Source organism: Anaerovirgula multivorans, assembly GCF_900188145.1.
Taxonomy (GTDB): Bacteria; Bacillota; Clostridia; order Peptostreptococcales; family Natronincolaceae; genus Anaerovirgula; species Anaerovirgula multivorans.
Window position 1 is genome coordinate 1 of record NZ_FZOJ01000004.1, and the last position, 25,474, is coordinate 25,474.

At 33.7% G+C, this 25,474-nt stretch carries 26 protein-coding genes; 9 read left to right on the forward strand and 17 right to left on the reverse strand.

Translation table 11 applies throughout. The features are described 5' to 3' along the window. Positions 1-186: 186 nt before the first annotated feature. The 4 genes from CHB72_RS05130 (at position 187) to CHB72_RS05140 (ending at position 2,237) form a co-directional block, all read left to right on the forward strand. Positions 187-939 (forward strand): cytochrome c biogenesis CcdA family protein, encoded by a 753-nt coding sequence (locus CHB72_RS05130; RefSeq protein ID WP_176431208.1) that lies wholly within the window; start codon positions 187-189, stop codon positions 937-939. Positions 940-993: 54 nt separating this feature from the next. Continuing rightward, positions 994-1,548: a hypothetical protein gene (locus tag CHB72_RS05135; protein WP_089281807.1), complete on the forward strand. Its 555-nt coding sequence runs from the start codon at positions 994-996 to the stop codon at positions 1,546-1,548. Positions 1,549-1,815: 267 nt separating this feature from the next. Then, positions 1,816-1,992 carry a hypothetical protein gene (locus CHB72_RS26315; RefSeq protein ID WP_176431209.1) on the forward strand — a complete coding sequence of 59 codons (177 nt, stop codon included), beginning with the start codon at positions 1,816-1,818 and terminating at the stop codon, positions 1,990-1,992. A 47-nt stretch (positions 1,993-2,039) separates the two neighbouring features. Then, on the forward strand, positions 2,040-2,237 hold the full coding sequence (locus CHB72_RS05140; protein WP_089281808.1) for a hypothetical protein: 198 nt from the start codon (positions 2,040-2,042) through the stop codon (positions 2,235-2,237). 53 nt (positions 2,238-2,290) lie between these two features. Here the strand turns inward: CHB72_RS05140 and CHB72_RS05145 are convergent, their stop codons facing one another. Next, on the reverse strand, positions 2,291-3,691 hold the full coding sequence (locus CHB72_RS05145; protein WP_089281809.1) for a Na+/H+ antiporter NhaC family protein: 1,401 nt from the start codon (positions 3,689-3,691) through the stop codon (positions 2,291-2,293). Between the two features lie 123 nt (positions 3,692-3,814). Continuing rightward, a complete protein-coding gene (locus CHB72_RS05150; protein WP_242975040.1) occupies positions 3,815-5,167 on the reverse strand; it encodes a [Fe-Fe] hydrogenase large subunit C-terminal domain-containing protein in 1,353 nt (450 codons plus the stop codon). Positions 5,168-5,706: 539 nt separating this feature from the next. Here CHB72_RS05150 and CHB72_RS05155 point away from each other — a divergent pair. The 5 genes from CHB72_RS05155 to CHB72_RS05170 are packed head-to-tail and all read left to right on the forward strand — an operon-like array spanning position 5,707 to position 7,330. Continuing rightward, positions 5,707-6,177, forward strand: coding sequence for a DUF421 domain-containing protein (locus tag CHB72_RS05155; RefSeq protein ID WP_242975041.1), 471 nt, complete (start codon positions 5,707-5,709; stop codon positions 6,175-6,177). A gap of 19 nt (positions 6,178-6,196) precedes the next feature. Further along, a complete protein-coding gene (locus CHB72_RS05160; protein WP_242975042.1) occupies positions 6,197-6,685 on the forward strand; it encodes a DUF421 domain-containing protein in 489 nt (162 codons plus the stop codon). Further along, positions 6,666-6,920, forward strand: coding sequence for a YetF domain-containing protein (locus CHB72_RS27225; protein WP_242975043.1), 255 nt, complete (start codon positions 6,666-6,668; stop codon positions 6,918-6,920). The genes CHB72_RS05160 and CHB72_RS27225 overlap by 20 nt, the downstream gene beginning before the upstream one ends. 14 nt (positions 6,921-6,934) lie before the next feature. Further along, on the forward strand, positions 6,935-7,135 hold the full coding sequence (locus tag CHB72_RS05165) for a hypothetical protein (protein WP_089281810.1): 201 nt from the start codon (positions 6,935-6,937) through the stop codon (positions 7,133-7,135). Between the two features lie 18 nt (positions 7,136-7,153). Then, the gene (locus tag CHB72_RS05170) at positions 7,154-7,330 is read left to right on the forward strand and encodes a spore coat protein (protein ID WP_089281811.1); all 177 of its coding nucleotides are present in this window, start codon (positions 7,154-7,156) and stop codon (positions 7,328-7,330) included. Positions 7,331-7,436: 106 nt separating this feature from the next. Here CHB72_RS05170 and CHB72_RS05175 read toward each other — a convergent pair whose 3' ends face one another. From CHB72_RS05175 to CHB72_RS05240, 15 genes are all read right to left on the reverse strand, one after another. Continuing rightward, complete coding sequence (locus CHB72_RS05175) at positions 7,437-8,207, reverse strand: TPM domain-containing protein (protein ID WP_176431211.1); 771 nt, start codon at positions 8,205-8,207, stop codon at positions 7,437-7,439. After that, entirely contained in the window at positions 8,197-8,772 is a 576-nt protein-coding gene (locus CHB72_RS05180) for a LemA family protein (protein ID WP_089281813.1), read from the reverse strand. Before CHB72_RS05180 ends, CHB72_RS05175 begins: the two co-directional genes overlap by 11 nt. A 226-nt stretch (positions 8,773-8,998) precedes the next feature. Further along, positions 8,999-11,476, reverse strand: coding sequence for a heavy metal translocating P-type ATPase (locus CHB72_RS05185; protein WP_089281814.1), 2,478 nt, complete (start codon positions 11,474-11,476; stop codon positions 8,999-9,001). A gap of 20 nt (positions 11,477-11,496) precedes the next feature. Then, on the reverse strand, positions 11,497-11,655 hold the full coding sequence (locus tag CHB72_RS26320) for a hypothetical protein (RefSeq protein ID WP_176431212.1): 159 nt from the start codon (positions 11,653-11,655) through the stop codon (positions 11,497-11,499). Positions 11,656-12,014: 359 nt separating this feature from the next. Further along, a complete protein-coding gene (locus tag CHB72_RS26325; protein ID WP_176431213.1) occupies positions 12,015-12,170 on the reverse strand; it encodes a hypothetical protein in 156 nt (51 codons plus the stop codon). Positions 12,171-12,518: 348 nt separating this feature from the next. After that, positions 12,519-12,755: a DUF2933 domain-containing protein gene (locus CHB72_RS05195; protein ID WP_089281815.1), complete on the reverse strand. Its 237-nt coding sequence runs from the start codon at positions 12,753-12,755 to the stop codon at positions 12,519-12,521. Between the two features lie 20 nt (positions 12,756-12,775). Continuing rightward, on the reverse strand, positions 12,776-13,000 hold the full coding sequence (locus CHB72_RS05200; RefSeq protein ID WP_089281816.1) for an LDCC motif putative metal-binding protein: 225 nt from the start codon (positions 12,998-13,000) through the stop codon (positions 12,776-12,778). Between the two features lie 77 nt (positions 13,001-13,077). Further along, positions 13,078-13,506, reverse strand: coding sequence for a SoxR reducing system RseC family protein (locus tag CHB72_RS05205; protein WP_089281817.1), 429 nt, complete (start codon positions 13,504-13,506; stop codon positions 13,078-13,080). Between the two features lie 14 nt (positions 13,507-13,520). Next, the gene (locus CHB72_RS05210; RefSeq protein ID WP_089281818.1) at positions 13,521-13,694 is read right to left on the reverse strand and encodes an aspartyl-phosphate phosphatase Spo0E family protein; all 174 of its coding nucleotides are present in this window, start codon (positions 13,692-13,694) and stop codon (positions 13,521-13,523) included. 452 nt (positions 13,695-14,146) lie between these two features. Then, positions 14,147-15,310, reverse strand: a complete 1,164-nt coding sequence (locus CHB72_RS05215) for a YibE/F family protein (RefSeq protein ID WP_089281819.1) — start codon at positions 15,308-15,310, stop codon at positions 14,147-14,149. A gap of 124 nt (positions 15,311-15,434) precedes the next feature. Beyond that, the gene (lgt, locus tag CHB72_RS05220) at positions 15,435-16,283 is read right to left on the reverse strand and encodes a prolipoprotein diacylglyceryl transferase (protein ID WP_089281820.1); all 849 of its coding nucleotides are present in this window, start codon (positions 16,281-16,283) and stop codon (positions 15,435-15,437) included. Positions 16,284-16,440: 157 nt separating this feature from the next. Continuing rightward, entirely contained in the window at positions 16,441-18,126 is a 1,686-nt protein-coding gene (locus tag CHB72_RS05225) for an MASE3 domain-containing protein (RefSeq protein ID WP_089281821.1), read from the reverse strand. A 156-nt stretch (positions 18,127-18,282) separates the two neighbouring features. Continuing rightward, the gene (locus CHB72_RS05230) at positions 18,283-20,670 is read right to left on the reverse strand and encodes a Lon protease family protein (protein WP_089281822.1); all 2,388 of its coding nucleotides are present in this window, start codon (positions 20,668-20,670) and stop codon (positions 18,283-18,285) included. A gap of 245 nt (positions 20,671-20,915) precedes the next feature. Further along, complete coding sequence (locus tag CHB72_RS05235; RefSeq protein WP_176431214.1) at positions 20,916-22,097, reverse strand: LysM peptidoglycan-binding domain-containing protein; 1,182 nt, start codon at positions 22,095-22,097, stop codon at positions 20,916-20,918. Positions 22,098-22,403: 306 nt separating this feature from the next. Next, positions 22,404-25,208 carry a phosphodiester glycosidase family protein gene (locus CHB72_RS05240; RefSeq protein WP_089281824.1) on the reverse strand — a complete coding sequence of 935 codons (2,805 nt, stop codon included), beginning with the start codon at positions 25,206-25,208 and terminating at the stop codon, positions 22,404-22,406. Positions 25,209-25,474 lie beyond the last annotated feature (266 nt).

Here is a 25,474-nt window from a genome sequence, read left to right on the forward strand (position 1 = left end):
CTATCGAGGTCTAGAGTTATTATAAACTCTAAATTCGATAGGCTTGATTATTTTTTGAGGATTTCAACTGAAATTTTCAATTTCCCGATATCCCCTATGAAATTGTATTATTATTTATTTAAAAAAGGAGGGTGTTATTAGAGCAACAACTAAGCTAAGAAAAATTAAGCAGAAAGGAGCTATATAATGTCTACATCAATATTATTAATTGCATTTGCAGCAGGCTTGGTATCTTTTCTTTCACCTTGTATAATCCCAATGATCACGGTATATTTTAGTCTTATTACTGGTATGTCCATGGAAGAACTGACAAAAATAAAGAAAAAAACAAGTACACATATTCATATTATAATAAATACCCTATTATTTATTGCAGCCTTTACCATTGTGTTTACTATTGCTGGGGGTACAGCAGGGCGAGCTGCAAAATTCCTAAGTAATAACATTCGTATCTTTAATGTAATTGGTGGTACAATGGTTATTATTCTAGCTCTAAAGTTACTAGGATTTTTTAAAGCCATATCGCTAAAAAGTAATAAATTAGAAAAATTATTTAATACGGACAAAATTAGTACACGATTTAGATATCTTACTACTTTTTTGGTAGGGATATTTTTTGCTATTGCTTGTTCTCATTGTATAGGCCCTATTTTATACTCAATGTTAATATTTGCCGGAAGTACAGGCTCAGCATATAATGGCATGCTTATTATGTTTTCATTTTCGATGGGATTAGCAGTACCCTATTTATTAGTGGGATTAACACTAAGACGATCAATAGGTATTTTGCAAAGGATATCTAAGTATCAAAAGTATATATCCTATAGTGTCGGTACCATATTGCTATTCTTTGGTATATTAATGATTTTCAATAAATTTACCATGTTGGTAGGATTTTTATCTAGAATCATCCCAATAAAAATTCCATTTGGAATGTAGACAAGGAGAATCGTGAAGATAGCATTAATTTAAAATAGATAAGGAGGAAAAACTGTGAGTAAGAAAAAAAATAAGATTTTTCCAGTTTTAGCAATTATTATTGCAGGCGGGTTAATATTAACTTTATTGTTTCCGACTATTTTGGAGATTTTAGATAGTAATAGTAACGAGCTATCATTATTATCACAAGAGAAGCAAACTATCGAAACGCAAGAAAGTCCAACAAAGAATGCAGCTAAATATTATACCACTAGCACGGGAGGTAATATAGAAATAGGCGTATTTTTTAAAAATCCCCTTATAGATAACAATGATAACCTAGTATTTGATATTGCGTTAAACACCCATTCAGTAGATTTAGCACAGTATAAAGAATTAAATAATTTTATAGAACTAAAAACAGAAGATGATGTGATTATCAAAGATGAATTAATCTGGAAAGCAGATAAGGAGGATAGTCATCACATGAGTGGAACTTTAAAAATAAAGAACAGCTATAATGGTAACCCGATATATACTGAGAATACAGAGTATCTAAATTTAGTTTTTAGAAATATAGGAAGTATTAATGAAAGAGAACATATATATAAAGGTAACACATTAAATTAGCTCATATATCGATACTATCGGATTCGTTTTGTATACCATTATAGTAGAGGTACTAGACTATATATAGTTATGGTAGTAATTGCAGTGGCAGCTGTAGCATTGTATTTCCTTAGATAGTGTTGTAAAACTTGAACAAAAAAGTGATAAGTGATATAGGTAAAATTATGTCACTTTTTATTTTTAAATGAAATACATCTTTTGGATTACTTATAGAATATTTTGTTAGACATATTAGCATAATAGTATTGAATTAGAGGAGGTGATATTTTGGCAAACAAACAGCAAATTCAACAATGTATTACTGATTGTACTGATGCAGCTAATATGCTTCGTTTAACAACTAATGCTATTCCAAAGGCAAGTATCCGGGAAATGCTTACTCAAGGAGCAGGTCATATCGAAATGTGTATTCGTCAATGTGAAAATACAAATGTACAGTCATAAAAATATTAAATTTTATTAAACTTAATGAAAAGGAAGTGAGAAACTATATGACAACAAATTCTGCTAATGATATTCAACAATGTATCCAGAAATGTCAGCAGACTGTACAACAACTTGAAAATATGGCAAATCAAGAAACAAATGTTCAGGTAAAGTCAATGCTTAAAGAAGGCGCTCATCATCTGGCTCTGTGCATAGAAGAATGTCAGTTTTCCTTAAAAGAAATTCAATCACCTACTATGTAATACAAAAAAGCCTGTGAATTCATCACACGGCTTTTTCTTATCTAATGTATTCTCTATAAAGTAAATCCTACCAGTAAATATCCAATTAGAGATAGTAGTACTCCCCCTATCACATAGGGAAGTGATGTAATTAAATGATCTCCGAAGGATGTATCGGCCATTTGTGCTGATAATGGAGATACCACATCTGCCACTGCTCCACCAGCCCATACTGTCCCCACCATGGTTGCAATATTTATTTCTGAATTCACTGCAAAGGTGACCGCTAAAGGCATAATCAGTGCCCAGGTGGCCCATGATGAACCGATGGTGTAGGCTATTATTGCTGCAATTAGAAATACTACTGATGGAATTAGAAACTTAGGAATATTTTTAATCATTCCTTCACTAATAAGATTATTGAAACCAAGTTTTTCAGTTACAATCGTTAAAGCCCAGCTTAATACAAGAATAATCACTAGAGGCATTACCTTTTCTGCACCTATAATAATATGAGCCTCAATTTCTGCAAGGCTAATTTTTTGTAACATAAAATAAATACTAGTAATAAACAAGGTTAACAATACTCCTGCAAATATTGAAGCGTTGAAGTCTGCAGCACTTATGGCTCCAAAAAAGGTAGCTGATTTCATTCTCCCAGTCCACCAAAAAAAGAAAATTGTACTCATCAACAAGATAAGAACTGGCACTAGGAGATTTCTGCTTTTTTTAGGATACTCTTCGACTGGTTCACTAGCTTTTTCTTCCCTTTCAATATGGGCTTCAGTGAACTCTTCCTCCTCCTCAGTAGCCTTTCCTAGTTTTACTTGCCCAAATCTTAATCCCAACAAAGTTACTAATGCAGCTAAAAGTAACATAGACCATGAGAAAAAATTCCATATGACACTTTTTACAACAATCATATAGGCGTTTTCAGTAATTCCTGTACCTCTAATGTTATTAGTGACCAGTGTTACCATATATCCCAAGTACGCTGTGGCAATAGGAATCAGTAAAATAAGCTGTAAGCTTGTGACCGATAATACAAAGGCAAATTTCTCTTTTGACCCTTTTACCTTCTGTAACACTGGGCTTAACATGGTTCCCACTGCAATTGTATGAAAGGAACTATCAAAAAAAGTAAATATACTTAAAAACCAAGCCCATCCAAGAACTCCTTTTTCACTTTTAATCCATTTACTTACTCTATTACTAAAGCCTGCAATCCCTCCCGCCATTTCAATAAGGTCCGCCAATGCTCCAAAGCTAATTAGAAAGCCTAATGTATAAGCACTATCTTTATCTGCTACAGCATCTATGATATAACTACCTATTTCTGTAATACCTCCAAATAATGAACGAGTATTAATAAAAGCTCCTACAACGACTCCAATAAATAGTGCAGGTATTAATTTTTTAGTTTTAAAGGTAATGACTATAGTGATTAGTGGTGGTATTAAGGATAACCAAACCATATGACTATTCCTCCAGAAACTAGTATTGTTTAATCTAGTTATATAAAAAAGTCTTCCTTTGAAAAATTCACCAATATTAGTATGCTGATATGTCTAACATACTATTCTATGAGAGTGAACATATTATTCCCTGGTTAGTAATTGAATTACTTCTTTTTTATCCATTATCTCATCAATAGACTTAATTCCTATTTGTTTTAAGATCTTCATAACATTTAAATTGTCAAAAGGTGTCATTATGAGCGAATCCTCCCCAAACTCATTAACAAGCTTAGTTGCTTTCTCTATGTCAATATTAGTTCTTGGCCCTCCAACACAACCTCCATTACACCCCATACCCTCAATAAAATTATAATTAATATTCTTTTTATTAGATAAATCATCCAATATCATTTTACATTTTTGAACACCATCAACTTTTTTTGCTTTAAGCTTAATGAGTCGCGTAGGTTCCAATCTATTTACTACTGTCTTAACCGAAAAGCTTACTCCTCCCGTTCTAGCATATACTCTTCCTCCAAAAGATGCCTGATCCTTATCACTGGAAGGTAAATCTTGTAGGTTTATTTCAAGAGCTCTAAATATTTCATCCAATTCTCTAAAGTTTAAAACAAAATCGATATCTCCCTTTAAACCTGGCTCTTTAATTTCAGCCTTTTTTGCAATACAGGGTGCTATAAACACCACTTTTACATCCTTATACAACTTCTTTAGAATTCTACCTGAAGCAATCATTGGAGATACAGTTGGAGACATAAATTGAAAAATATCAGGATAGCTTTTCTTTGTTAAATTAAACCATACCGGGCAGCAACAACTGGTTAGAAAAAAGTCTTCTTCTGTTTTGACTAAATGACTAAACTCAAAGGCTTCTTTTATCGTTAGTATATCTGCAAATAACGCTACTTCTATCATGTCCTGAAAGCCTAAAATTTTTAACGCTGTTCGTAACTGACCCATGGAAACATCCTCACCAAATTGGCCTACTATAGCCGGGGCAACTACAGCATATACTTGAACTTTGTTATCTTTTAGCAAATCAATCACAGGTATAAACTCTATTTTGTCCGCTAAAGCACCAAAATCACAGCTTGTAACACAGTAACCGCAGCTTAAACACTTGTTATTTATTATAACCGGCTCCTTTTGTCTCTTATATATATTAGCCTCATATTTACATGCTTCCACGCATTTACAATTTTCTTCATCACAATGTTCACATGCACCATCTATTTTTGTAACGACAGGCTGTCCAATCTCTTTAGCATCTTTGATAATATCCAATTCATTTTTGAAATCATCATCACCTTTTGGATCTAGACCCATTGCAATACGAATATGATTTTTTATAAAAGGCATATCCTGGCTTTCAAAGCTGAACTTATCTTTTATTTCATCAGCCAATTGATTCAAATCATTAATGTGATTTAATTTTCCATTCCAATACCGCTTTACAAGTTCACCAAATATATACATACGTTTCTCTTGGAAATTACTAAATTTGTTATCTATAACGCAACACCCCTTCATACTGATTCATAGGCATTCATGCAAAAGTCCTTTAATATATACTATATTAGGCAGAACGACAAGAGGGAAACCTATCGTTTAAAATATCAAACATGCTATGTTTTTCATTTTCTTAGTACATACAAAAAAGTGAATGTAAGATTTTATCGGATACCTTATACATGTTAATATGTGTTAAATATACCTACTATTATACTCCATAGTTTTTTATGAATAATGCTATCTGATCAAAGGCACAATATACTGTGAAATACTTATTACTGCTTCAGGTATTTGTTTACGGTCCTAAAATGAGCAACATTATTAGCCCAACCACACCTAAAAATCAAGAAAACCAATTGAAGATGGCAAAAACCACAAAGACTGCTGAAGTTCTGTCAAAAGTTCATTTATATACTGGCATTGCAATTGTCATCCTGACGCTTATCCTTTCAGAACTACTTGAAAAATGATTATTAGAATCAGTTTATTTAGGAGGAAATGTTTTGGACTGGAAATCTTTTATGGAAGGAAGCAAGGACTTATCCCTACTAGCTTTAGTTTTGAGGGCAATCATCCTATACATTGCATTGATTATTGCCACTCGTATGATGGGGCATCGTCAAGTAGGAATTTTAACAGGTCATAATTATCTGGTAGCAGCTGGTATCGTCAGCTTGGCTGCTATCCGAATGATAAATCCCGAGTCTTCTCTTACCTTTGGACTAGTAATTGTCTTTGTATATGCCTTTGTAAATATCTTTTTATCCTATTTGGATATAAAATGGCCTAAAGCAATTGACCGAAAACCGGCAATTCTTATTTATGATGGTAAAATAGATGAAAAAAATCTTCATCAGATGGGCTTAGACCATGAGTGGATAATAACAACATTAACGGAAAAGGGAATTTCTAATCTAAAAGATGTTTTTTTAGCTATGTTGGAGGCAGATGGCACAGTTTATGTAAGTGTCTAAACTTAAGGAAGTGATAGAATTGGAACTATTAAAAGATGTTTTTGGAAGTGCTCAAGAAATCAGCCCATTTGCATTCGCTTTACGCAGCATTGCAGTTGGATTTTTATTATATATTGAAGGAAAAATCTTACCTCATAGGTCTGGCGGTCAATTTGCAGGATATGACTTTGCATTTTTCTGGATGATGGGAGGAATAACAGCAGCACCCTTATTTGAGGCGAAAATAAGCTTTACTAACACTGCCGTTATTATTGCTGTTATATACCTTCTTCATTATCTTATTTCATATATCGCTGTAAAAAATAGACCTTTTGCAAAGATTGTGTTAGGAAAATCCATACCATTAATTTTAGGAGGAAAAATCCTTCGACTCAATATGGCAAAAGCATTTTTCCCACTAGAGCTTTTGTTATCTGATATGCGAACTATAGATGCTCCTAACATTAGTGAAATAGAAGCAGCGGTCTTAGAGACCAGTGGTCACGTAAGTGTTCTTAAAAAAATCTGATTATCAGCCTGCAACTCCAAAGGATCTAAATATTCAAACAATGGGTGGTGGTCTTCCTACTCTCCTTATTAATGATGGGAAGGTTGTTGAAGAAAATTTAAAAGAATTAGGATACGATAATGAATGGTTAAAAAATCAGCTGCTTAGAAAAGGCATAACAAATATAGAGAATGTCTATGCAGTAATGATCGATTCTTCAGGTGAACTATATTACACTGTTAAAACTCAAGATTAAGGAGGCTATAAAAAGTGCTTACTGAACAAGAAATAATGAACAACGCATTTAAAGAAATGCTATTTCGTGAAGAAAGTATGGCTAAAAAGTATGCCCAGCTTTCTCAGCAGATTAACGATCCGAATCTTAAACAAATGCTAAAAGGGATGGAGCAAGGGGCTCGTAATCACTATAGTACCTTATCTCAAACAATGCCCAAGTTTGGAATAGTCTAAAGGAGGTTATAAAATAAAATGAATAACATAGATCTATTGCAGGATGCTCTACAAGATGAGATGATATTACAGACCATGTATAATAAACATATGATAGAGATTACCAACCCTGAAGCAAGGCAGCTCTTCACTCAATTAAGGGATACAAAGCTTCAAAACCTCACACAATTACAGCAAGAAATTAAGAAAGGGTAGGATACAGTTTTGTATCCTACCCTTTTAAATCTACATATATAAATGTGAGTAGTATTTAACGTTTTTAAAACAATCTCCCTCTATTGATACCTGTACATTCCACAATCTACCATCCCCGAGAACTGCCACCTCCACCGGAACTACCACCACCGCCAGAACGTCTGGAACCACCTCCTGAGTGGTTTCCTCTGCTTAACGTTCGTAGAAGTGTAAAAGTGAGTATTCCTCCTGTAAATTTAAAATCTAAAGCAATAAATAATATTAGAATAATAGAACCAATCAAAATGAATATGGGTGGAATTTCTTTTTCCGCTGATGCTTGTTGGTTGTATATTGGAGTCTGATCCCCAATCACCTGATCTTCGTAGCCATATTCCATATAAATTTCATTTACAATAGCATTAAAACCTTCTTTGATACCTGATCTATAGTTTCCTTCTTGAAAGTAAGGAATCATGATACGGTCTTGAATTCTACCAGTTTTCCCGTCTGGAAGAGCCCCTTCCAATCCATACCCAACCTCTATACGAGACTGTCTACCACCTATATCTAACAAAATTAAAACACCATTATTTTCTTTCTTATCACCTATTTCCCATTCCCTGAAAAGACCTACGGAATAGTCCTCCAATGCATAATCTTCTAAACCATTAACGGTCACAACTACAACTTGTGCTGAGGTTGCTTTTTCAAGGGCTGCAGCGGTGGATTCTATGTGCTGTTTTGTTTGAGTATCCAGTACACCACCGTAATCATTTACATAGAAAGCACTAGTAGGTGAAGGATAGTCAACTGCTAGCACTGTTGATGAGAATAGTACAAACAAAATACAAGTAATCAGTACAATTTGAAATATTCTACTTGATTTAGTTGCCAAATAAATCACCTACATCTGGTGTGTTACGCGCCTCATCCGATGCCTCAAAATAATCTACCCGTTCAAACCCAAAGATATTTGCAAAAATATTGGTTGGAAAACGTCTAACCGACGTATTATAAGTCCTTGATGCTTCATTATAATCTCTTCTTGCTGTTGCGATTCTATTTTCAGTACCTGCTAATTCATCTTGAAGCTGAATAAAATTCTCATTAGCTTTCAGATCAGGGTAATTCTCAGCAATAGCTAGTAATCTAGATAATGCAGAATTGATAGCTGCATCCGCTTCAGCCTGTTGGGCAATAGTTCCTGCTCCAGCTAGTTTTGCTCGTGCTTCCGCTAGATTGGTGAATATTTCTTCTTCATGTGCTGCATACCTTTTTACAGTTTCAACCAGATTGGGAATTAAATCATTTCGTCTTTGCAGTTGATTGTCAATTTGACTTAAGGCTGTTTCAACAGTTTCACTTTTTGTTACCAGTCCGTTATAGCTTCCTACTATACTCCCTATCAGTAAAAGGATAGCAATTCCTATACCGATTAGTACTTTCATAGATGTTTTCATGTCTTTACCTCCAGCATACTATTTTTTACCTCATTTAAGTATAGAGTATAGGTAACAAAAAATCAAACTAGAAACATCCTTATTCTCTCCTCCTACACTCTTTTTAAAAGCTATAAGCTACTATTTTCTAGTTATACAATAGAACATCTATTTATCATTATGGAAAGAGAGAATTTCATGTTCCATGTAAAACTATGAAATTCCCTCGAATATCAAATTTAAATAATTATGCCTTATTATAGCTAGGATCTATATCGGCTTTCTTTAGTCTTAATGAGTTATAAACAACATTTAGAGAACTTACAGCCATAGCAGCGGCTCCAATCATTGGATGTAACAGGCCAAACATTGCTACCGGGATAAACACGGCATTATAGAACCACGCCCAGAAATAATTTTCTTTAATTTTTCTAAATATCGCTCTAGACAATTTGATAGCAGATATGATACCACTTAGCTCTCCTCTAACTAGGGTAACATCGGCAGCTTCGATGGCAATATCTGTTCCTGTTCCAATGGCGATTCCTACATTAGATTGTTTCAATGCAGGAGCATCATTAATACCATCCCCTACCATTGCTACTGTACCATATTGCTCTTGTAGCTTTACAACTTCTTCTACCTTACCATCTGGTAATACCTCTGCAATAACATGGCTAATTCCTACTTTTTTACCTATAGCAGCCGCTGTTCTCTTATTATCTCCTGTAATCATAGCTGTCTTAATACCCATACTTTCTAATACTGCTATAGCTTGTGCAGAATCCTCCTTGATAGGATCTGCTACCGCTACAATACCTAATAATTGATTTCCTTTAGCAAGTAGCATAGCAGTTTTTGCTTCTTCTTCTAATCTAACTAACTCTTCTTCATAGGCTTCATAGGGAATTTTATTTTCTTTCATTAATTTTCTATTTCCTACAAGTATTCTTTCTCCATCTATTATTCCTACTACACCCATACCAACAACTGCATTAAAGTCAATTACTTCTCCTAATTTAATCTTTTCATTCTTTGTCTTTTCAACAATAGCATGGGCTAGAGGATGCTCTGAACCGTTTTCTATTGTGCCAGCAAAGTATAAAAATTCTTGTTCATTTATGCCTTTTGCCAACACGATATCCGTTACCTCTGGTTTCCCTTTAGTAATGGTACCAGTTTTATCAAAGGCAATTGCTTTTACTTCCTTAAAGGTTTGTATTGCTTCACCATTTCGAATCAAAATTCCCTTCTCTGCTCCCATACCACTACCTACCATTAAAGCAGTCGGTGTTCCCAAGCCCAATGCGCAAGGGCATGAGATAACTAAAACAGCAGTAGCTGTTATAAATGCTAAAGTAAGCGGTGTAAGATTAGGATTTACCCATGGTAAAAACGTTGCTCCCCACTGTATAATTCTTAAATGAAACTCAGGAAACAGATTAAAGGAAATAAAAGTACCAATTGTAATGATAATGATTGCTGGAACAAAGTATCCCGTAATACGATCTGCAAACTCCTGTATTGGCACTTTAGAACCTTGACATTCCTCCATCATTTTAACAACTTGTGATAAGAAGGTATCTTTTCCTATTTTTGATACCTCAACCTTTAATAGTCCTTGTTTATTGATGGTTGCACCAATTACTTCATCACCTTTTTGACGTTTTACAGGCATGGATTCTCCTGTAGCCATAGATTCATCTAGTAAACCATTACCGTCAACAATAACACCATCAGTAGGTACTTTTTCTCCAGGACGGATTACCATGATGTCTCCTACCTGTAAATCTTTAACAGGAATTTCTATCTCTTCTCCATCAACAATAATCTTTGCTGTCTTGGCTCCCATTTGAAGCAGCTTTTTAATAGCTTGAGAAGCTCTACCCTTTGCTCGAACCTCTAGATATTTTCCAATTAAGTGAAAAGTCATAATGGTTGTAGCCATTTCAATAAAAGCTTGTATTGGAAAGAAAAGTCCCATCAATCCAATAATATAAGGTGGTAGAGATCCTAGTGTTACTAAAACATCCATATTAGGACTTTTGTTTTTAAGTGCTTTCCAGCTACCAACATGGACATGCCATCCAGTTCCGAATATAATTGGGAATCCAAGCGCTGCAATAATTGGTAAATATCCTGGAATAGGTCTAACAAACATATGAATTATCATAAGACCCATAATTGCACTTGACAAGGCAATAGATATTTTCATGGTTCTTTCAGTCTTCTTAATTTTGATCTCATCTTCATCTACACCATCATCTTCATCTTCTTCTAGATTCAACTCATATCCTAGCCCAGATACTTTTTTCTGCATATCTATTAGCCTAACTTTTTTAGGATCATATTCAATGGTTACCTTTTCTACTGCAAAATTTACATTTGCTGATGTAATTCCTTCCATTTTACTTAAGATTTTTTCTACTTTGTTGGCGCAAGCTGTACAAGTCATTCCTTTAATTTTCAGAGTAACTTTTTCAATATTTTTTTCTTCATCTAATACTGCTTTATAACCTGCATCCTCTACCCCTTTTAAAATAGCTTGTATATCAATTTTAGTACTATCATACTCTACCTGTCCCTTTTCAGTAGCTATATTTACATTTGCGTTAATAATACCATCCAAGGAATTTAATTTTTTTTGAACGTTATTAGCACAACTACTACAGGACATCCCCTGAACTTTAAACCCTACTTTTTGAACATTTTTGCTTTGTGTCATCTCTAAGACTCCCTTCTATTTTAATTTTTATCTTTTTCATTTTGGTTTTCATTATCTTCATGGCAACAACTTTTATTTTGATGACCTCCATGGCCATGTCCACCACTGCAGCAACCACCTTTTCTTATCATAAAAAATATCATCCCTGCTACTATAGCAACAACAATTAAATCTCCCATATATATACCCTCCTTAGATCTATTTATTAATATACTCTGCAACTTTTTTAAAAAAATAAGGACAAAATCTTTTTCGTGAAATTTTTAATTGTCTTTTTAACGTTTTATAGGTTTTCTAAATCCAATATACTATACCCCCCATATGTATATAATACCCTACAGGGGTATTGGTGTCAATGGTTTTTTATAAATTTTTTTAAACTTTTTTCTTTTAAATCTTATTTTTCAGAATCTATAAAGATTTTATTTTTCTATTATCTAACTCTACTAGTGTAGAAAAAAGAACCCGTAATAATACGGATTCTCTTCATTCCCATTATTTCTTTGGTAGTACTAGCAAAGAAATTGTCTATATTATTTTATCTCAAAAGATACACAGCAATTAAGCCTAATACCAATATACTTCCAACTACTAAAATAAGTCCTGATGGTTTGTTGGTATTCTCTTGATGATGATCCTCTTGATGATGATTCTCCTGACGTCTATGATTGTGACCTCCTCCACAGCATCCCATAGTGTACTCCTCCTTTTCTTAATTATTATATGCCTTTCGCATTATTGGTTTTGGTTTATTTTTCTTGAATCGATATCCTAGGATTCCAGTTGTTATGATACTTCCAATAAACAGACCTATGATCTTGATAGCGGTATCATAGAAAAACCCTTCTGGAACCATCTAAATTAATACTTCCTTCTGTGGATCTAAAATCCATTTGGTATCCCATAAATACTATCCTACTTTTACACTTTCCACCGTGATGCCATCCACCCCCCAAAATTATAATTATCTACTTCTAATGGCCTGTAAAACTATTAAAGTTAAAGAGAGCTTCTAAGCCCTCTTTTTAAATCGCTGATTTAATTACCGATTTTGCTCTTCTGGATTACTTCCTCCATGACAATCATTCTTTTTTCCCTTAAACATAAATAGCATCATACCTACATGCATTAAAGGACAAATTAGAAGTATAGCGTAAGGAGCCAGCCTTCCTAACGACCCTATTTCAATTCCTAACCTTGGTAGTAATAAAATAGCTGCTAATGGAATTAAACAACATAATAGCATTAACATCCCGTGATTTTTACCTTTATGATTCATTTTGCTTCCTCCATTTAAAATTATTTTTTATTATTTGACTCTTTTTTTCCTTGTTTATTTAAATCACAGCAGTCCATCTTTTGTTCTCCAAAATTTTTTTTATTAGCATCTTCTATTGACTTTAGTAATTTTTGAAACCACTTTTTCAATATAATCCCCTCCTTTTCCTCCTCACTTATATAAGTATGCAATTTTCGTGCCATTTTTAATTGATTATCTCGATTTTTTTCACAATATCCCGCCATAGATTTGTCACCTTTATCTGACTAAATCCTGACTTTATATCCATTAAATACAATCCCTGCCTTATATAAATTTTAAATTAATGTATTATTTTTGTTATAACCACCTCCATCTTTTTACTCTGTTTAATTTTTTTATCTATGAAGCTTATAACGGAATAGAAGATCCCTAAGAATAATAAACCAACAGCAAACCCTATCAACTCTTTATTTGTTACATATCCCAAATATTCGGCTACTGCTATACCCAGCAAAATACCTAGTATCATTCCAACAAGAGGTACAATATATACTAAAAAGGCTGCCCCAAGAACATGTTTATTCTCCATCTCTAACTTTACATATTGCCCAGCAGAAGCATGTATAGTATTTTTTGCTGTAATATAGTGATTTGTTGGTGCACATCCACCTTTACAGGAGGCACAGTTTTCGCCACAGGCACTAACTCGCCTAATTTCAATAGTCGCTGTATTCTCTTTTACACTTTTAACCAATCCAATTTTCTCCATACAATCACCTCTCCTTAATAGTTACAGTATTCTCTTAAATAGATATTGATTATTCTGTCTAGTTGTTGACTTAGCTCTAGGTTCTTTCTACTTAAAAGATCTTCTTTTCGTAAATTATTTTCTAATTCTTCCTTCAGTCTATTGATTTCTTTCATAATATTTTTCTCATTTTTTGGTGTATTTATCATCTCTATCCCACCTTATCTTTGTTTTAGTAATTAATTGCAAGTATTATGCCAATGTTTTCCTTGCTATTTTTACTATCTTATAGACATCCATCACAATTTACAAATCTTATTATCTTATGATATCCTACATGGACTGTGGTAAATACCACACTTGATGCTAATTTCAATGTATACTAATAAAACTCATAGTACAGCGCTAAAAATATTGTGATTATTTAAAGGAGATATTCTATAACGAAATTTAAAGATATTAATAATTAAGCAACCTGTATCTCAGAGGATACAGGTTGCTTAATTATTATTTCAAGATATTTATTTGTACTGCTATCCCCTGCATAGGGTAGGACTCCGCTAGTTCTATAAATTAGACGTAGTTTCATTTAAAATGTTCCACAGTGTAATAAAAGCTGGGTAAATCCTTCTATAAAGGTATTTATCCAGCTTTCCATATACTATTTTAAAGCTTTATGATCTTCGTCGGTATTCTTTTTCTTGTCAAATTTATCTTTTAATAACCCCGCTGTTATTGCAGTCAAAGGAATACATAATATTAACCCGATACTCCCTGTAAAAGCCCTTACTATTTCTGTTGCAATAATATCTAGGTTTATGATTTTCACTAAAGGATCTTGATAGGCTGTAAATAATAGTAGTAGTGGTATTGCACTACCGGTATAGGCCAAAATAAGGGTATTGGCCATTGTTCCCATTACATCCTTTCCTACGTTCATTCCTGACATAACAAGTGCCTTTGTAGATATATTAGGATTAGCATTTTTGATTTCCTCCATACTAGAAGCGATAGACATACCTACATCCATAACTGCACCCAATGCTCCCATAATAATACCAGCAAACAGCAGTCCTCTAAAGTCAAAGTTCACACCTTGTGGGATATACATTAGCATCATGGCTTCTTGAGAAGAAAGCCCTGTTAATCTAACCTTTGATCCAATAACATAAGCAATGATTCCAGCTACAAATACTCCTCCAAGGACACCAATGATTGCTGCATAACTTTTGGTATTGGCTCCTCCTACTACAATAATAGTTACTAATGTTATAATAAAGGATACGAGTATGGTTAATAGTATTGGATTATAGCCTGCTAACAATCCAGGTAATAATAGCTTTAGTATCAGTAAAATTGTTAAGGCCAATGTAACCACTGTCTTTACTCCTTTAAAACCACCTAGAAGGATAAGTAAAGCTACGAATATAGCAAACACCCAATAAACATAAATATCTCTTAAATACTCAGATATATAAACCTCTACTGCTCCCTCTCCAAAATCTTCAACTGTAACTAGTACCTTGTCCCCTGGATTTACAAGAATATCATATCCAAAGCTTCCCGTAAGACTATGGATTACTTGAAATTGCTGACCTTTATATTCTCCTGTTAATAGTTCCAAAGTAACAAGCAAATTTTCTTCAAAAAAATCATTTTCTAGTGTGTCCTCATCTAAGACCTCAACATCTAATACCTTAGCTCTTTCTATAACAAGCTCCGCTTCTACGTAATCCTCCACAAAAATTTCATCAGCAAAGACAACAACACTTCCTATACTCATCATCATGATAATAAAAAGTAACATAATAGTCAGCTTCTTCATGATTGATTTCCTCCTTATCTTTTGTAACTTTTTATCCACTTTTTTTGCTTACTCTAGTATATCATATCTACACAGCTTCCTCTAGTTTAAAAGAATCATTTATCATGCAGAAAACTGTTTTATACTAAAGAAAGATATGAATAGCATAATATACTATAATTGAAACAACTGTTGCTATGCTGATATAAACTGCACCTTTCCAATCTATTTCTTCAATAAAAGGTGTATTATTTACTACAGGTAATTGTAGTTTTTCATGCCTTCTCTTTAGCCATAGCCCTGCAGCAAAGGCTATCACAATAATGGCTAAGCTATAGACATGAGCAATGGATATAGCTCCAACAACCAATGGATTACTTCTGAAAAATTCTACAATGAATCGATTGATGGAAAAACCGATGATGTAAGTAATAAATAACTGACCCTCATACTTCACATTCTTTCTTTTGTTCCATAACACAAAGAATAGTACATAATTCAACACTGCTTCATATATTTGTGCAGGATGGAGGAGTTGCCCTCCCACAGATATTCCCCAAAAGTACTGTTTCATCATGGGTATACCAAAAACATCACACCCAATTCTCCCTATTGCTTGGCCTATAATAATAGCTGGAGCGAAGGCATCTGCTGTTTGCCATATTGGTATATTTTTTCTTTTCATATACCATAGAGCAAAAAGTGTACCTGCAATTAAAGAACCTTGGATGGACAACCCTCCTTGATTAATCATAAATATTTCTCTAGGATGTTGTAGGTAATAACCAGGATTAAAGGCCAATATATAATTGATTCTAGCACCTATAACACCTATTATTACAGTATAAATAGCTAAATCCATCAGTTTATCCCTATCCAGCCCTTTTCTGTTGGCCTCCATCAACATAATATAGAAGCCTGCTAAAATCCCTAGTCCTATAGTTATACCAAATAAGTGTATGTTGAAACTTCCAATACTAAATAATAGTTTCATTTATTTTTCTCCCTTCAATTTTAACTATAACATAGGTATTTAAACTGCAATTTCCATGCCAAATTCAACTAAAAACACCCTGCATTCTATTTCTTCATTTTTAAAAAATAGAATGCAGGGTCTTCTCTATCCATGTATTTAGATTTGAAAAAATGAATTACATAGTATTGGTATCAATATCCATAATTAAAAAGGTAATATCATCGTCAATCGACTTGGTTTTGGCTACGGCGCGAATTTCTTCATTAATAGCTTTCCTCAGTTTTATACTACTGTTACTCCTATTTTTATATAATATTCCCTCTAAAGTTTCTTTTTGCAAAAAGGTATTATTATTAAAGTTTCCTATCAACCCATCTGTGTAAAAAATAATACGATCTCCTTTTTCCAATTGAATCTGAGCTTCTAAATACTCTGGCATATATAAATCACCTAGCTTGCAAATAGGGAACCCTTGGCTCCTATCTAACATCTCTACTTCACCTGAAGTACGAAGCAAAATTGGCGTAGTATTCATTCCAGCAGAACAATAAGAAAAAACACCCGTAGTTTTATTATATATCCCATTTAAAATAGCTATATGCATTTCAGCAGGAAAGTTTGATTTATTAAATTCATTATAAAGATGCAGCAAAGCCTTCTGGCAACTTAGCATTTCATTTTTAACAAAATTATTGCTTTTATAAGCAACTACCCGTTCTGTGAAGATCGTCATCATGGCAGCTGATGGACCATGACCTGCAACATCCGCAATATAAATCCCTATATTTTCACTATCAATCTCATATACATCATAGAAATCTCCACTAACATTCTGACAGGGAATAAACTCAGACGCAAAAGTCACATCCCCTAATTTTAACGTTTTAGGTGGTAATAATGATTGCTGAATTCTTCTAGCATATTGTAAATCCTTTATAATTTTTTCATTCGCATCTTCAAGAGCTTTTGTCCTCTCCTGCACTAATTCTTCTAAATTCTCTGCATATTCTTTAATTTTCTCTGTAGCACAGCTTAGTTTTATATAAGGAGAATCCAGATTCTTAATAAATATTGCTCTAAAAATCAAATAGGAACTAATCACTTTATATATATGTCCCACCATGTTGTAACTGTCATGCACATTAGAGTATAAAGTGAAGGAAGCCTCTGAAAAAATTGCGAAAGACAAGCCAACCACCATTTGTATGAAAATTACATTCTTGGTACTTTTATAATCCTTTAGAAATACCACAATTGCAACTCCTAAGAGAACCATCACAACATATTCCAATGCTACTTTTAAAGTAGTTAATCCTTGTCCTTCGATAAACATAGGAGGAAAAATATTTATATGGTATGCAACTAAATAAAAGATTGTAAAAGTTATTGTGATACTGCCTAGTACGTAATAGGATCTATTGTGGGTGCCCTTTTTATGAACAGGGACTAGAGCAGCAGCTAATAACCCTATCGCAAATATCAGTCGTCCTATTATCCAATAAGTAGTTGCTATAGGAATGGAAGCATCTACAAAAAAACCAGACATGCCATTATAGGTCATCGTATGAAAAAAATCTATAAATCCAACTATGAAGAAAATGGAAAAAAGAACAATTAGTCTAACCCTTCTATTTCTTAGATAGGTATAGTAAGTAATAATAAAAATAGTAAAATAGATGACGATGCTAAAAAACTCTAAAAAAGTATGATAGTATAAAAAAGATTGAGTTTCAAAGATAACGTAGTATTTTTCTCCGTATAACCCCACTAACTGAAATATAATCAACAGCCCTAACCAAAGTAAGAATAAGAATATATAATTTCTATCTATGTTGATTTTTTTATCTTTTAATGTCAACATCTATTTTCCACCTTCACTTTTTATGTCTTCTTACTTTATTATTTCGGCATAAATATTGCTAATCCTCTTCAAATCGCCATTTTTTTCTATTTGTATTCGTCATTGTAAATAAAACAAAGATCCCGATCAGGATCTTTGTCTAGTTCATATGGAAATTTATTCTTCTTCCTTATCTGATATATATTTCAATTTTTCAGTAATTAAATAATTAATGGTTCCTGGAGCATACTCTCCTTTTTCATTTTTTGTTCCAGCCGGTATTCCTGTTAGTACCTCTATACCCTCCTCCACATGACCTACTGCATAGATATGGAACTTATTATCTCTTACTGCATTAATTACTTCTTCCTTAAGCATGAGATTTTTAATATTTTGTTTTGGAATAATTACACCCTGTTCTCCAGTCAATTCCTTTAGCTTACATACATCATAAAAACCTTCAATCTTTTCATTCACTCCACCGATAGGCTGAATTTCTCCTTTTTGGTTTACAGAACCAGTAACAGCAATGCTCTGTTTTATAGGAACTTCAGCAATGCTAGAAAGAATAGCGTATAGCTCTGTGCTGGAGGCACTATCTCCATCTATAATAGAATAATTCTGTTCAAAGCTTACACTAACTGAAAGAGATAAGGGCTTTTCCTGTGCATATTTACAGCCTAGATATCCGCTTAAAATCAATACGCCTTTATCATGAAGGCTTCCACTTTTTTTGACTTCTCTTTCAATATTGATAATACCCGGCTTACCTCTATAGGTTGATACGGTTATTCTACTGGGTTTTCCAAAGGAGTACTCTCCGGTTCCCATGACTGCTAGTCCATTAATCTGTCCCACTTTCTCTCCTTCGACATCTATTAACAGAGTACCCTCCTTAAACATTTCATTTAGTTTTTCTTCATATTTACTATTTCGATGAATCTTTTGCTGTATAGCTTTTTCTACATGCTGTTTTGTTACAAAGGTAACACCCTCCTGTTGCGCCCATGTATCTGCTTCATATAAGATTTCTACTATTTGATTAAATCGCGAGCTTAGCTTCCCTTGATGGTCTGCCAACCTTGAGCTATATTCTATTATTCTTGCAACAGCAGTTTTATCAAATTCCTTTAATCCCACTTCATTGCAATGAGCTGCTATGAACTTAGCCATCTTCAATATATTTTCTTTATTTTTTATCATTTCCACATCAAAATCTGCCATAATTTTAAAGAACTTTTTAAAGTCCTCATCTAAGCTATACAGACTATGATAAATATAGGCATCTCCAATAATGATTACCTTTATATCAAGAGGGATTGCTTCTGGTTTTAAACTGGAGGTAACAACATATCCCATTTGTTTGTTCAGACTTTCTATATTGATTTCTTCTGTTTTCAAGGCTCTTTTTAAAGTTTCCCATGCATAGGGCTGAGTGAGTATTTCTTTTGCCTGTATAATAAGGAATCCCCCATTTGCTCTATGTAAAGAACCAGGTTTTATCTCCATAAAGTCTGTTTTTAGTATTCCCATCTCATTTTTGTATTCAATGGTTCCTAATAGATTAGCAAAAGTAGGGTTTGTTTCATTAACAATAGGAGCATACTTCAATCCTGAATTATCAATAAAAAGATTTACTTTATATCGATTCAAAAACTGCTCGTTAGATTTCATAGGCATCATCAGAAGCTGTTCCATATCTTTTTTATCATCCGTTGTTTTAAAAGCATCAACGTTTTCTATAATATCTTTCTCTAAGTCATTAATATAAGTGATTATTTCTTTTCTATGTCCATAACGTTGTATCAGTTTATTGATATGATAATTAATAATATCATAAGCAATTTTTTCATCTAGTTTCTTTATAGTATTAGTTAACTGTTCCTCTAAATCTCTTAGTTTATTAAATATCCCTAAGGTTTCCATACTAAGGTTATTGGAGGATTCCCTTAAATTCTCCATATCTTCTATAGTAAGAGTGTTGTACTCTTCTTGTGTCATAGGCCTACCATCCTTCAATGGTACCGTCACTAAACCTTGCTCAGATTCTTTGAAAACAAACCCAAATTTTTTCGATGTTTCATTCAATTCATTTACAATTTCTTGATTTTTTTGATGAAACTCTTTAATAATATCATTTTTCTTTGTTTCATATTCTGTTCCGCTGAAGGCAGTAGGTATTTCTCTTTTTAGTTGTGTGATCATACCTTCTATGTTCTTTTTAAAATGCAGTCCTGTACCTGCTTCCATACTTAAAGCTTTAGGCGAATCAGTATTTTTAAAATTAAATACATATACCCAATCATTTGGAATAGGCATTTCTTCAGCAAATTTTTCGGTAATAGAGTTTGAATAACTATTTCTTCCTGTACCACTTAGTCCAGCTATAAAGACATTATATCCCTTCTTTTTAATACTTAGCCCAAATTCTAATGCTTCAACTGCCCTCTCTTGTCCAATAATGCCCTTGAGCGGTTCCAAATCTCCTGTTGTTCCAAAGGCCAAGTCCTCTACATAACATGGACTAGTAAGCGCATTCGGCTCTAATTTCAACATATTTGTCATCATGCTTCCTCCCCCAAAATATTGTTTAGTTTCCTCTTCGGTGAATACATCCTCAAAATAAGTTCGACTACAATTCAGAGAAAAAACTCTCTTTAAATATATATACCTTTTATTGTCTATTAGAAACATCATAGTAAAATATCGACGAATCTACATAGTAATATTTTATGTGGTTTGAAAAGGGCTATACAGAGAAAAAATACCAAATCCGTTAAAAGATTTGGTATTTTTACAAAGTTCACTTGTTATTTTTTTTGTCCTGCTGCTACAACAATAGCATTCTGATGATTTTGATCCTTTAATCCGTCCTTATGACGTGTACTATTCAAAAAGTATAAGTCACTGTGTCCATTAAAATTGTTGTTTGTAATATTTTGAACATCATGGGGCATAGCACTAGCTGAAGCCGCCAATCTTCTTCCATTTACTTCTACGATAACAGGTCTTACAGCCCAACTCCAGCTGCCTCCCCAAACCCCTTTCATAATAGCTGTATCACTAGCTGATACAGGCTCAACATCTGCATGGTTTGCACCAATAGTTCTCTTCATATTCCAACGCTTACCGGTATAGAAGTCTTCAACGATAAAGGTTTTTTCTATTGGTACTACATACTGAGCCTCAGTCCACCAATCTAATAACTCCCCAAATTGAGAACCTGGAGTTTGTTTAATAGGTATGTTGTAAACAGGAATTCTTACCTGATCTCCTATTCTAAGAACATGACTTGAACTAAAACCATTAAGTTTTTGTAATTCAGTCATAGGAATACCATATTTGATGCCAATACTCCAAAGATCATCACCACTTGCTACCGTATGGTTTATATAGGTTATCCGTGGTGATGAGGTGCTGCCTCTGCTCACAGTAGGAGTGGATGTTGGTTGACTAGCTGATGGAATACTCACCACTTGTCCTGGATAAATGTCTTGTCCTTCCTTCAATCCATTGACCTTTAAAAATTCCTCTAAGCTTACTTTAAATTTGTTACTAATAATCCAAGGTGTATCACTTTTTTGTACTGTATATGTAGTTGTATTATTTGTGCTTGAGACAGTAGGAATCACTACCTTTTGTCCTGGATAAATATGCTGTCCTTCTTTTAATCCATTCACTTTTAAAAATTCCTCTAAGCTTACTTTAAATTTGTTACTAATAATCCAAGGTGTATCATTTTTTTGAACTGTATAGGTAGTTTGAGAAAGGTTAATAATATCGCCAACCTCGACGTTGGAATTGTTTCTATACTGAGGATTCAGTTTATATATTTCCTCTAGAGACACCTTATGCTGTTGAGAAACTTTCCAAAGGGTATCCCCCGAAACAACTCGGTGAGTGCTGTTAGCAAAGATTGGAGTAATTGTAGCAGTAAATACTGTTGATGCTAAAGCTGTTCCTATAATGATCTTTTTGAACTTCGAATCCATAATTACCTCCTTTAGTTGAATATCCATGTAATTTATATAACTGTTAAACCTTTATTATATAAATTCAAAAAATGTTCCCTATTTCCTCTATGTAAATGTTGGAATAAGTACCACAGATAGGCATGCCTAATAGAATATGGTTCTAAATCTTTTATATTAACTATTGTTATATAGATATACACCTTTAGATAAAACAAAATAGGACATGGAATAAAATGAAATTCTACTCCATGTCCTACTGTATAGACCACCATTATTTTAATTTAAAACTTATAGAGATATATCCATAAATAAACTTTTGTATTATTAAAACAAGGATTTTATTTGATAAGTCACTTGATCCTGTAATATGTTGAATTCCACATATTTTGAAGCCTTAGGTGCATTAGTATTATATGTTCCGGTAGAAATGTATCTTACACCATCGATTAATTCCACTTTAACCTCTGGCTCTCCACTATAAAGTACGAACACTCTTTTCCCTGTTTCTGCAGCTTTTGTCAAGGTTTCTTTGAATAGGTTAATCTCTAATTCATCTGTAAACCCATTATGTCCCCAAATTGGTCTAGGCAGCGTAATGAAAATATTCTTTTTATTTGTGGTGTTTAACTGATTTATTAGTGAACTCCATTGGTTAAAGTCAGCTGCTCGAAGTCCTCCATTTCTATTGTTCAATTGTATAATTAAATTCTCCTCATGTTCCTTCATAGCATAGCTTGAACCACCAACAGCATTAGGCTTGTTTATGCCCCCCGCTATAGCTGTATCAATACTACTGGTGAAAATAGACATGTGATATGTTGTATTGACCATCTCGTGAATTCTCTTAGCCACCGTATCCTTCGATTGGTTTTCTATACCATTAAAGGTGATGCCACTATGGACAAAGAATTGAGTTCCTTTTGTTTTATAAGCTACATTTAGATCGTCCTTTATGGTCTCTCGACTTGCTGGTAGTCCCTCTAATTCTACGCTTTTCGTAACATCTAAACCGTCGAACAAAATCTTTCCTGCTGTCTTATTATTTGCATTTGTTTCCACCACGTAAATTCTTTCTAATTCAATAGCTGTTGAAATATTCTGAGGGAGGTTTGCCTCTAAGTATTTCCATCCAGTCCAATCAATGCCGTTCTTAAAATCAATTGTATGTCTAGTTCCCTCTGCATCCTTCACATGGCCTCTAATCCAAACAGGGGATGTTGCATCGGCATATGCCCACAACCCTAGCTTTGAAGACTGATTTGGCAGAATAACATTTCCACTTTCAAATTCAACATAAGCAGCTCTGGTAGCCTCAGTTTGAGTAAAATCATATTCTAGTCCTATGGAATTTTGTCCAACCTTTGTATTGGTATCAAGAAATACACGGCCTGGAACAAATTCTGTAGGAAATCCTGTAAATTTGAAGCTATAGTTTTCAAATGCACCTAAAGATGTCTTTGATTGTCCTATGGCAACTGGTATTGAAGCCTTTCTGTTACCTAATGACGCTGTTAATGTGCTTGTTCCTTGATTACTTCCTGCTGTATAGGCTGCACCAGTAAATGTACCTAAGCCACCTTCATCCTCCCATACAACATCCTTAGCATCAATAACAGCACTATAACCATTCTTGTCTACTCCCATAATGCTTAAGGTTGCAGTTTGCCCATAGTTTAGGCTGAGACCCTCAGGCATTATTTTTAGCATAGCTAACTCCTCTAATACCTCAAGTGAAACCTCTGCTTTTTTTCCTAAATAATCTACTTCTATAATGGTTTCTCCTGCTTTTGTAGGTACAAACCTATTTTCTGAAAAAGTTCCTTCTCCACTTTTTACTGTGTATTTTAATTGTTCACGATCAACCGTTAAAGGATTGTTGTTTTTATCGAAGGCTTTAACCGTAATTTCTCTTGCTGCTCCAATAAAGGTTTTACTTTCATTGATTTCCGCCTTAATTCCTCCTAGTTCATCCTGTCCTACTTGTGTTACCACCGCTAAGCCATTTATTATTCTTCTTTCTCCTCCATCTGAAGGATAATTAGCTACTTTTGAATTAAATTCACCTAAACCTCTTGTAGTCATGGTAGTGGATCCTCCACCGTCCATGAGAATGGCTTCATAGCTACCTAATTCAATCATCAAATTAACTAATTTCTGCCCGTCTACTCCTTTAAAAGAATTATGTCTACCATCAATCGTAACCATGATCAGCTGCTTCCTATCTCTGGTTATACCAACAGCTGTTCTAGGACTATTGCCAGTAACTGTTTGGGTAAAGTTAGCTGGTTGTCCATCCTTCACCAATAATGTTCCTCCTCCTAAGGCAAGCTTTATGTTTTCCACATTTCCAGGGGTAATATTGGTCTGAATATCTACAAAGTCTCCAACTTGAAAATTATCTAATAGCACCTGAGCATTCCCTTGAGAAGCCAAGATTACATAACCATTTTCAGGAATAGTTGTAGCAGGTTGTTGTTTTCTAACCTCTACTACAATATTATTCATTACTACCACTTCCACCATATCATAATGATTTGAATTATAGCCAGGCGTTTTATCTCCCCAGTTCTTATCAATTAACATAATGCTTTGATATTCATGAGTATATTTATTGATAGTAGTAATCGGCACAAGCGTTCCTCTAGAGGTCGTTGCAGAAATGTCATAGTCCCAATAATTAGCAGAAGCTATATTATTTTGATCTATAGACAATGTTGCAAAATTCTCTACGAATATAGGGCTACTGATGACCTTGCCATCCTTAATCATTGCCCCTAATGGAGAATCCGGCGTTGTCATATAGAAAAAATCAGCATTAATGGCTGCTACAACATCGTTCTTTTGATTTACCATAGTCGATAAAGTTTCCTTAGTAGCAAGTCCATTTGAACTTTTCAGTAAATCTAAGGCTATATCTTGATTGTCTAGATCCACATAAACAACATTTGCATTTAGCCACCCATCCTTGTTAAACCTTAATATATGTTGATGGGTCACTCCAGTAGATATGACTTCTTTATTTATTTTTTCATATACAGTGCTATCAACTGCAAAAGCATGCGTAAATGTACTGGAAAAGATAACTGTTACGATTCCTATTGCTGATACTGCTTTTTTTAACCTTTTCATGATAGTATTCCTCCTATTGGTTTGCCTTGTAAAATTATCCTGTTTTACTAGTTTTATTATATCTTAATAAAATGATAATTCAATTACAGGAATATTACATTTTTATGACCATGCTAACATCCCTATCTCATCTCAATTATTCTACGCCAATAGAAATCTAGATGTACAAGCTATGAAACAGCGTCAGTATTATTTTCCCACGCAAGAACTCATATTATTATATAATTTTCTTAAATTTGTACATCAATGTAAATATCACATAACTC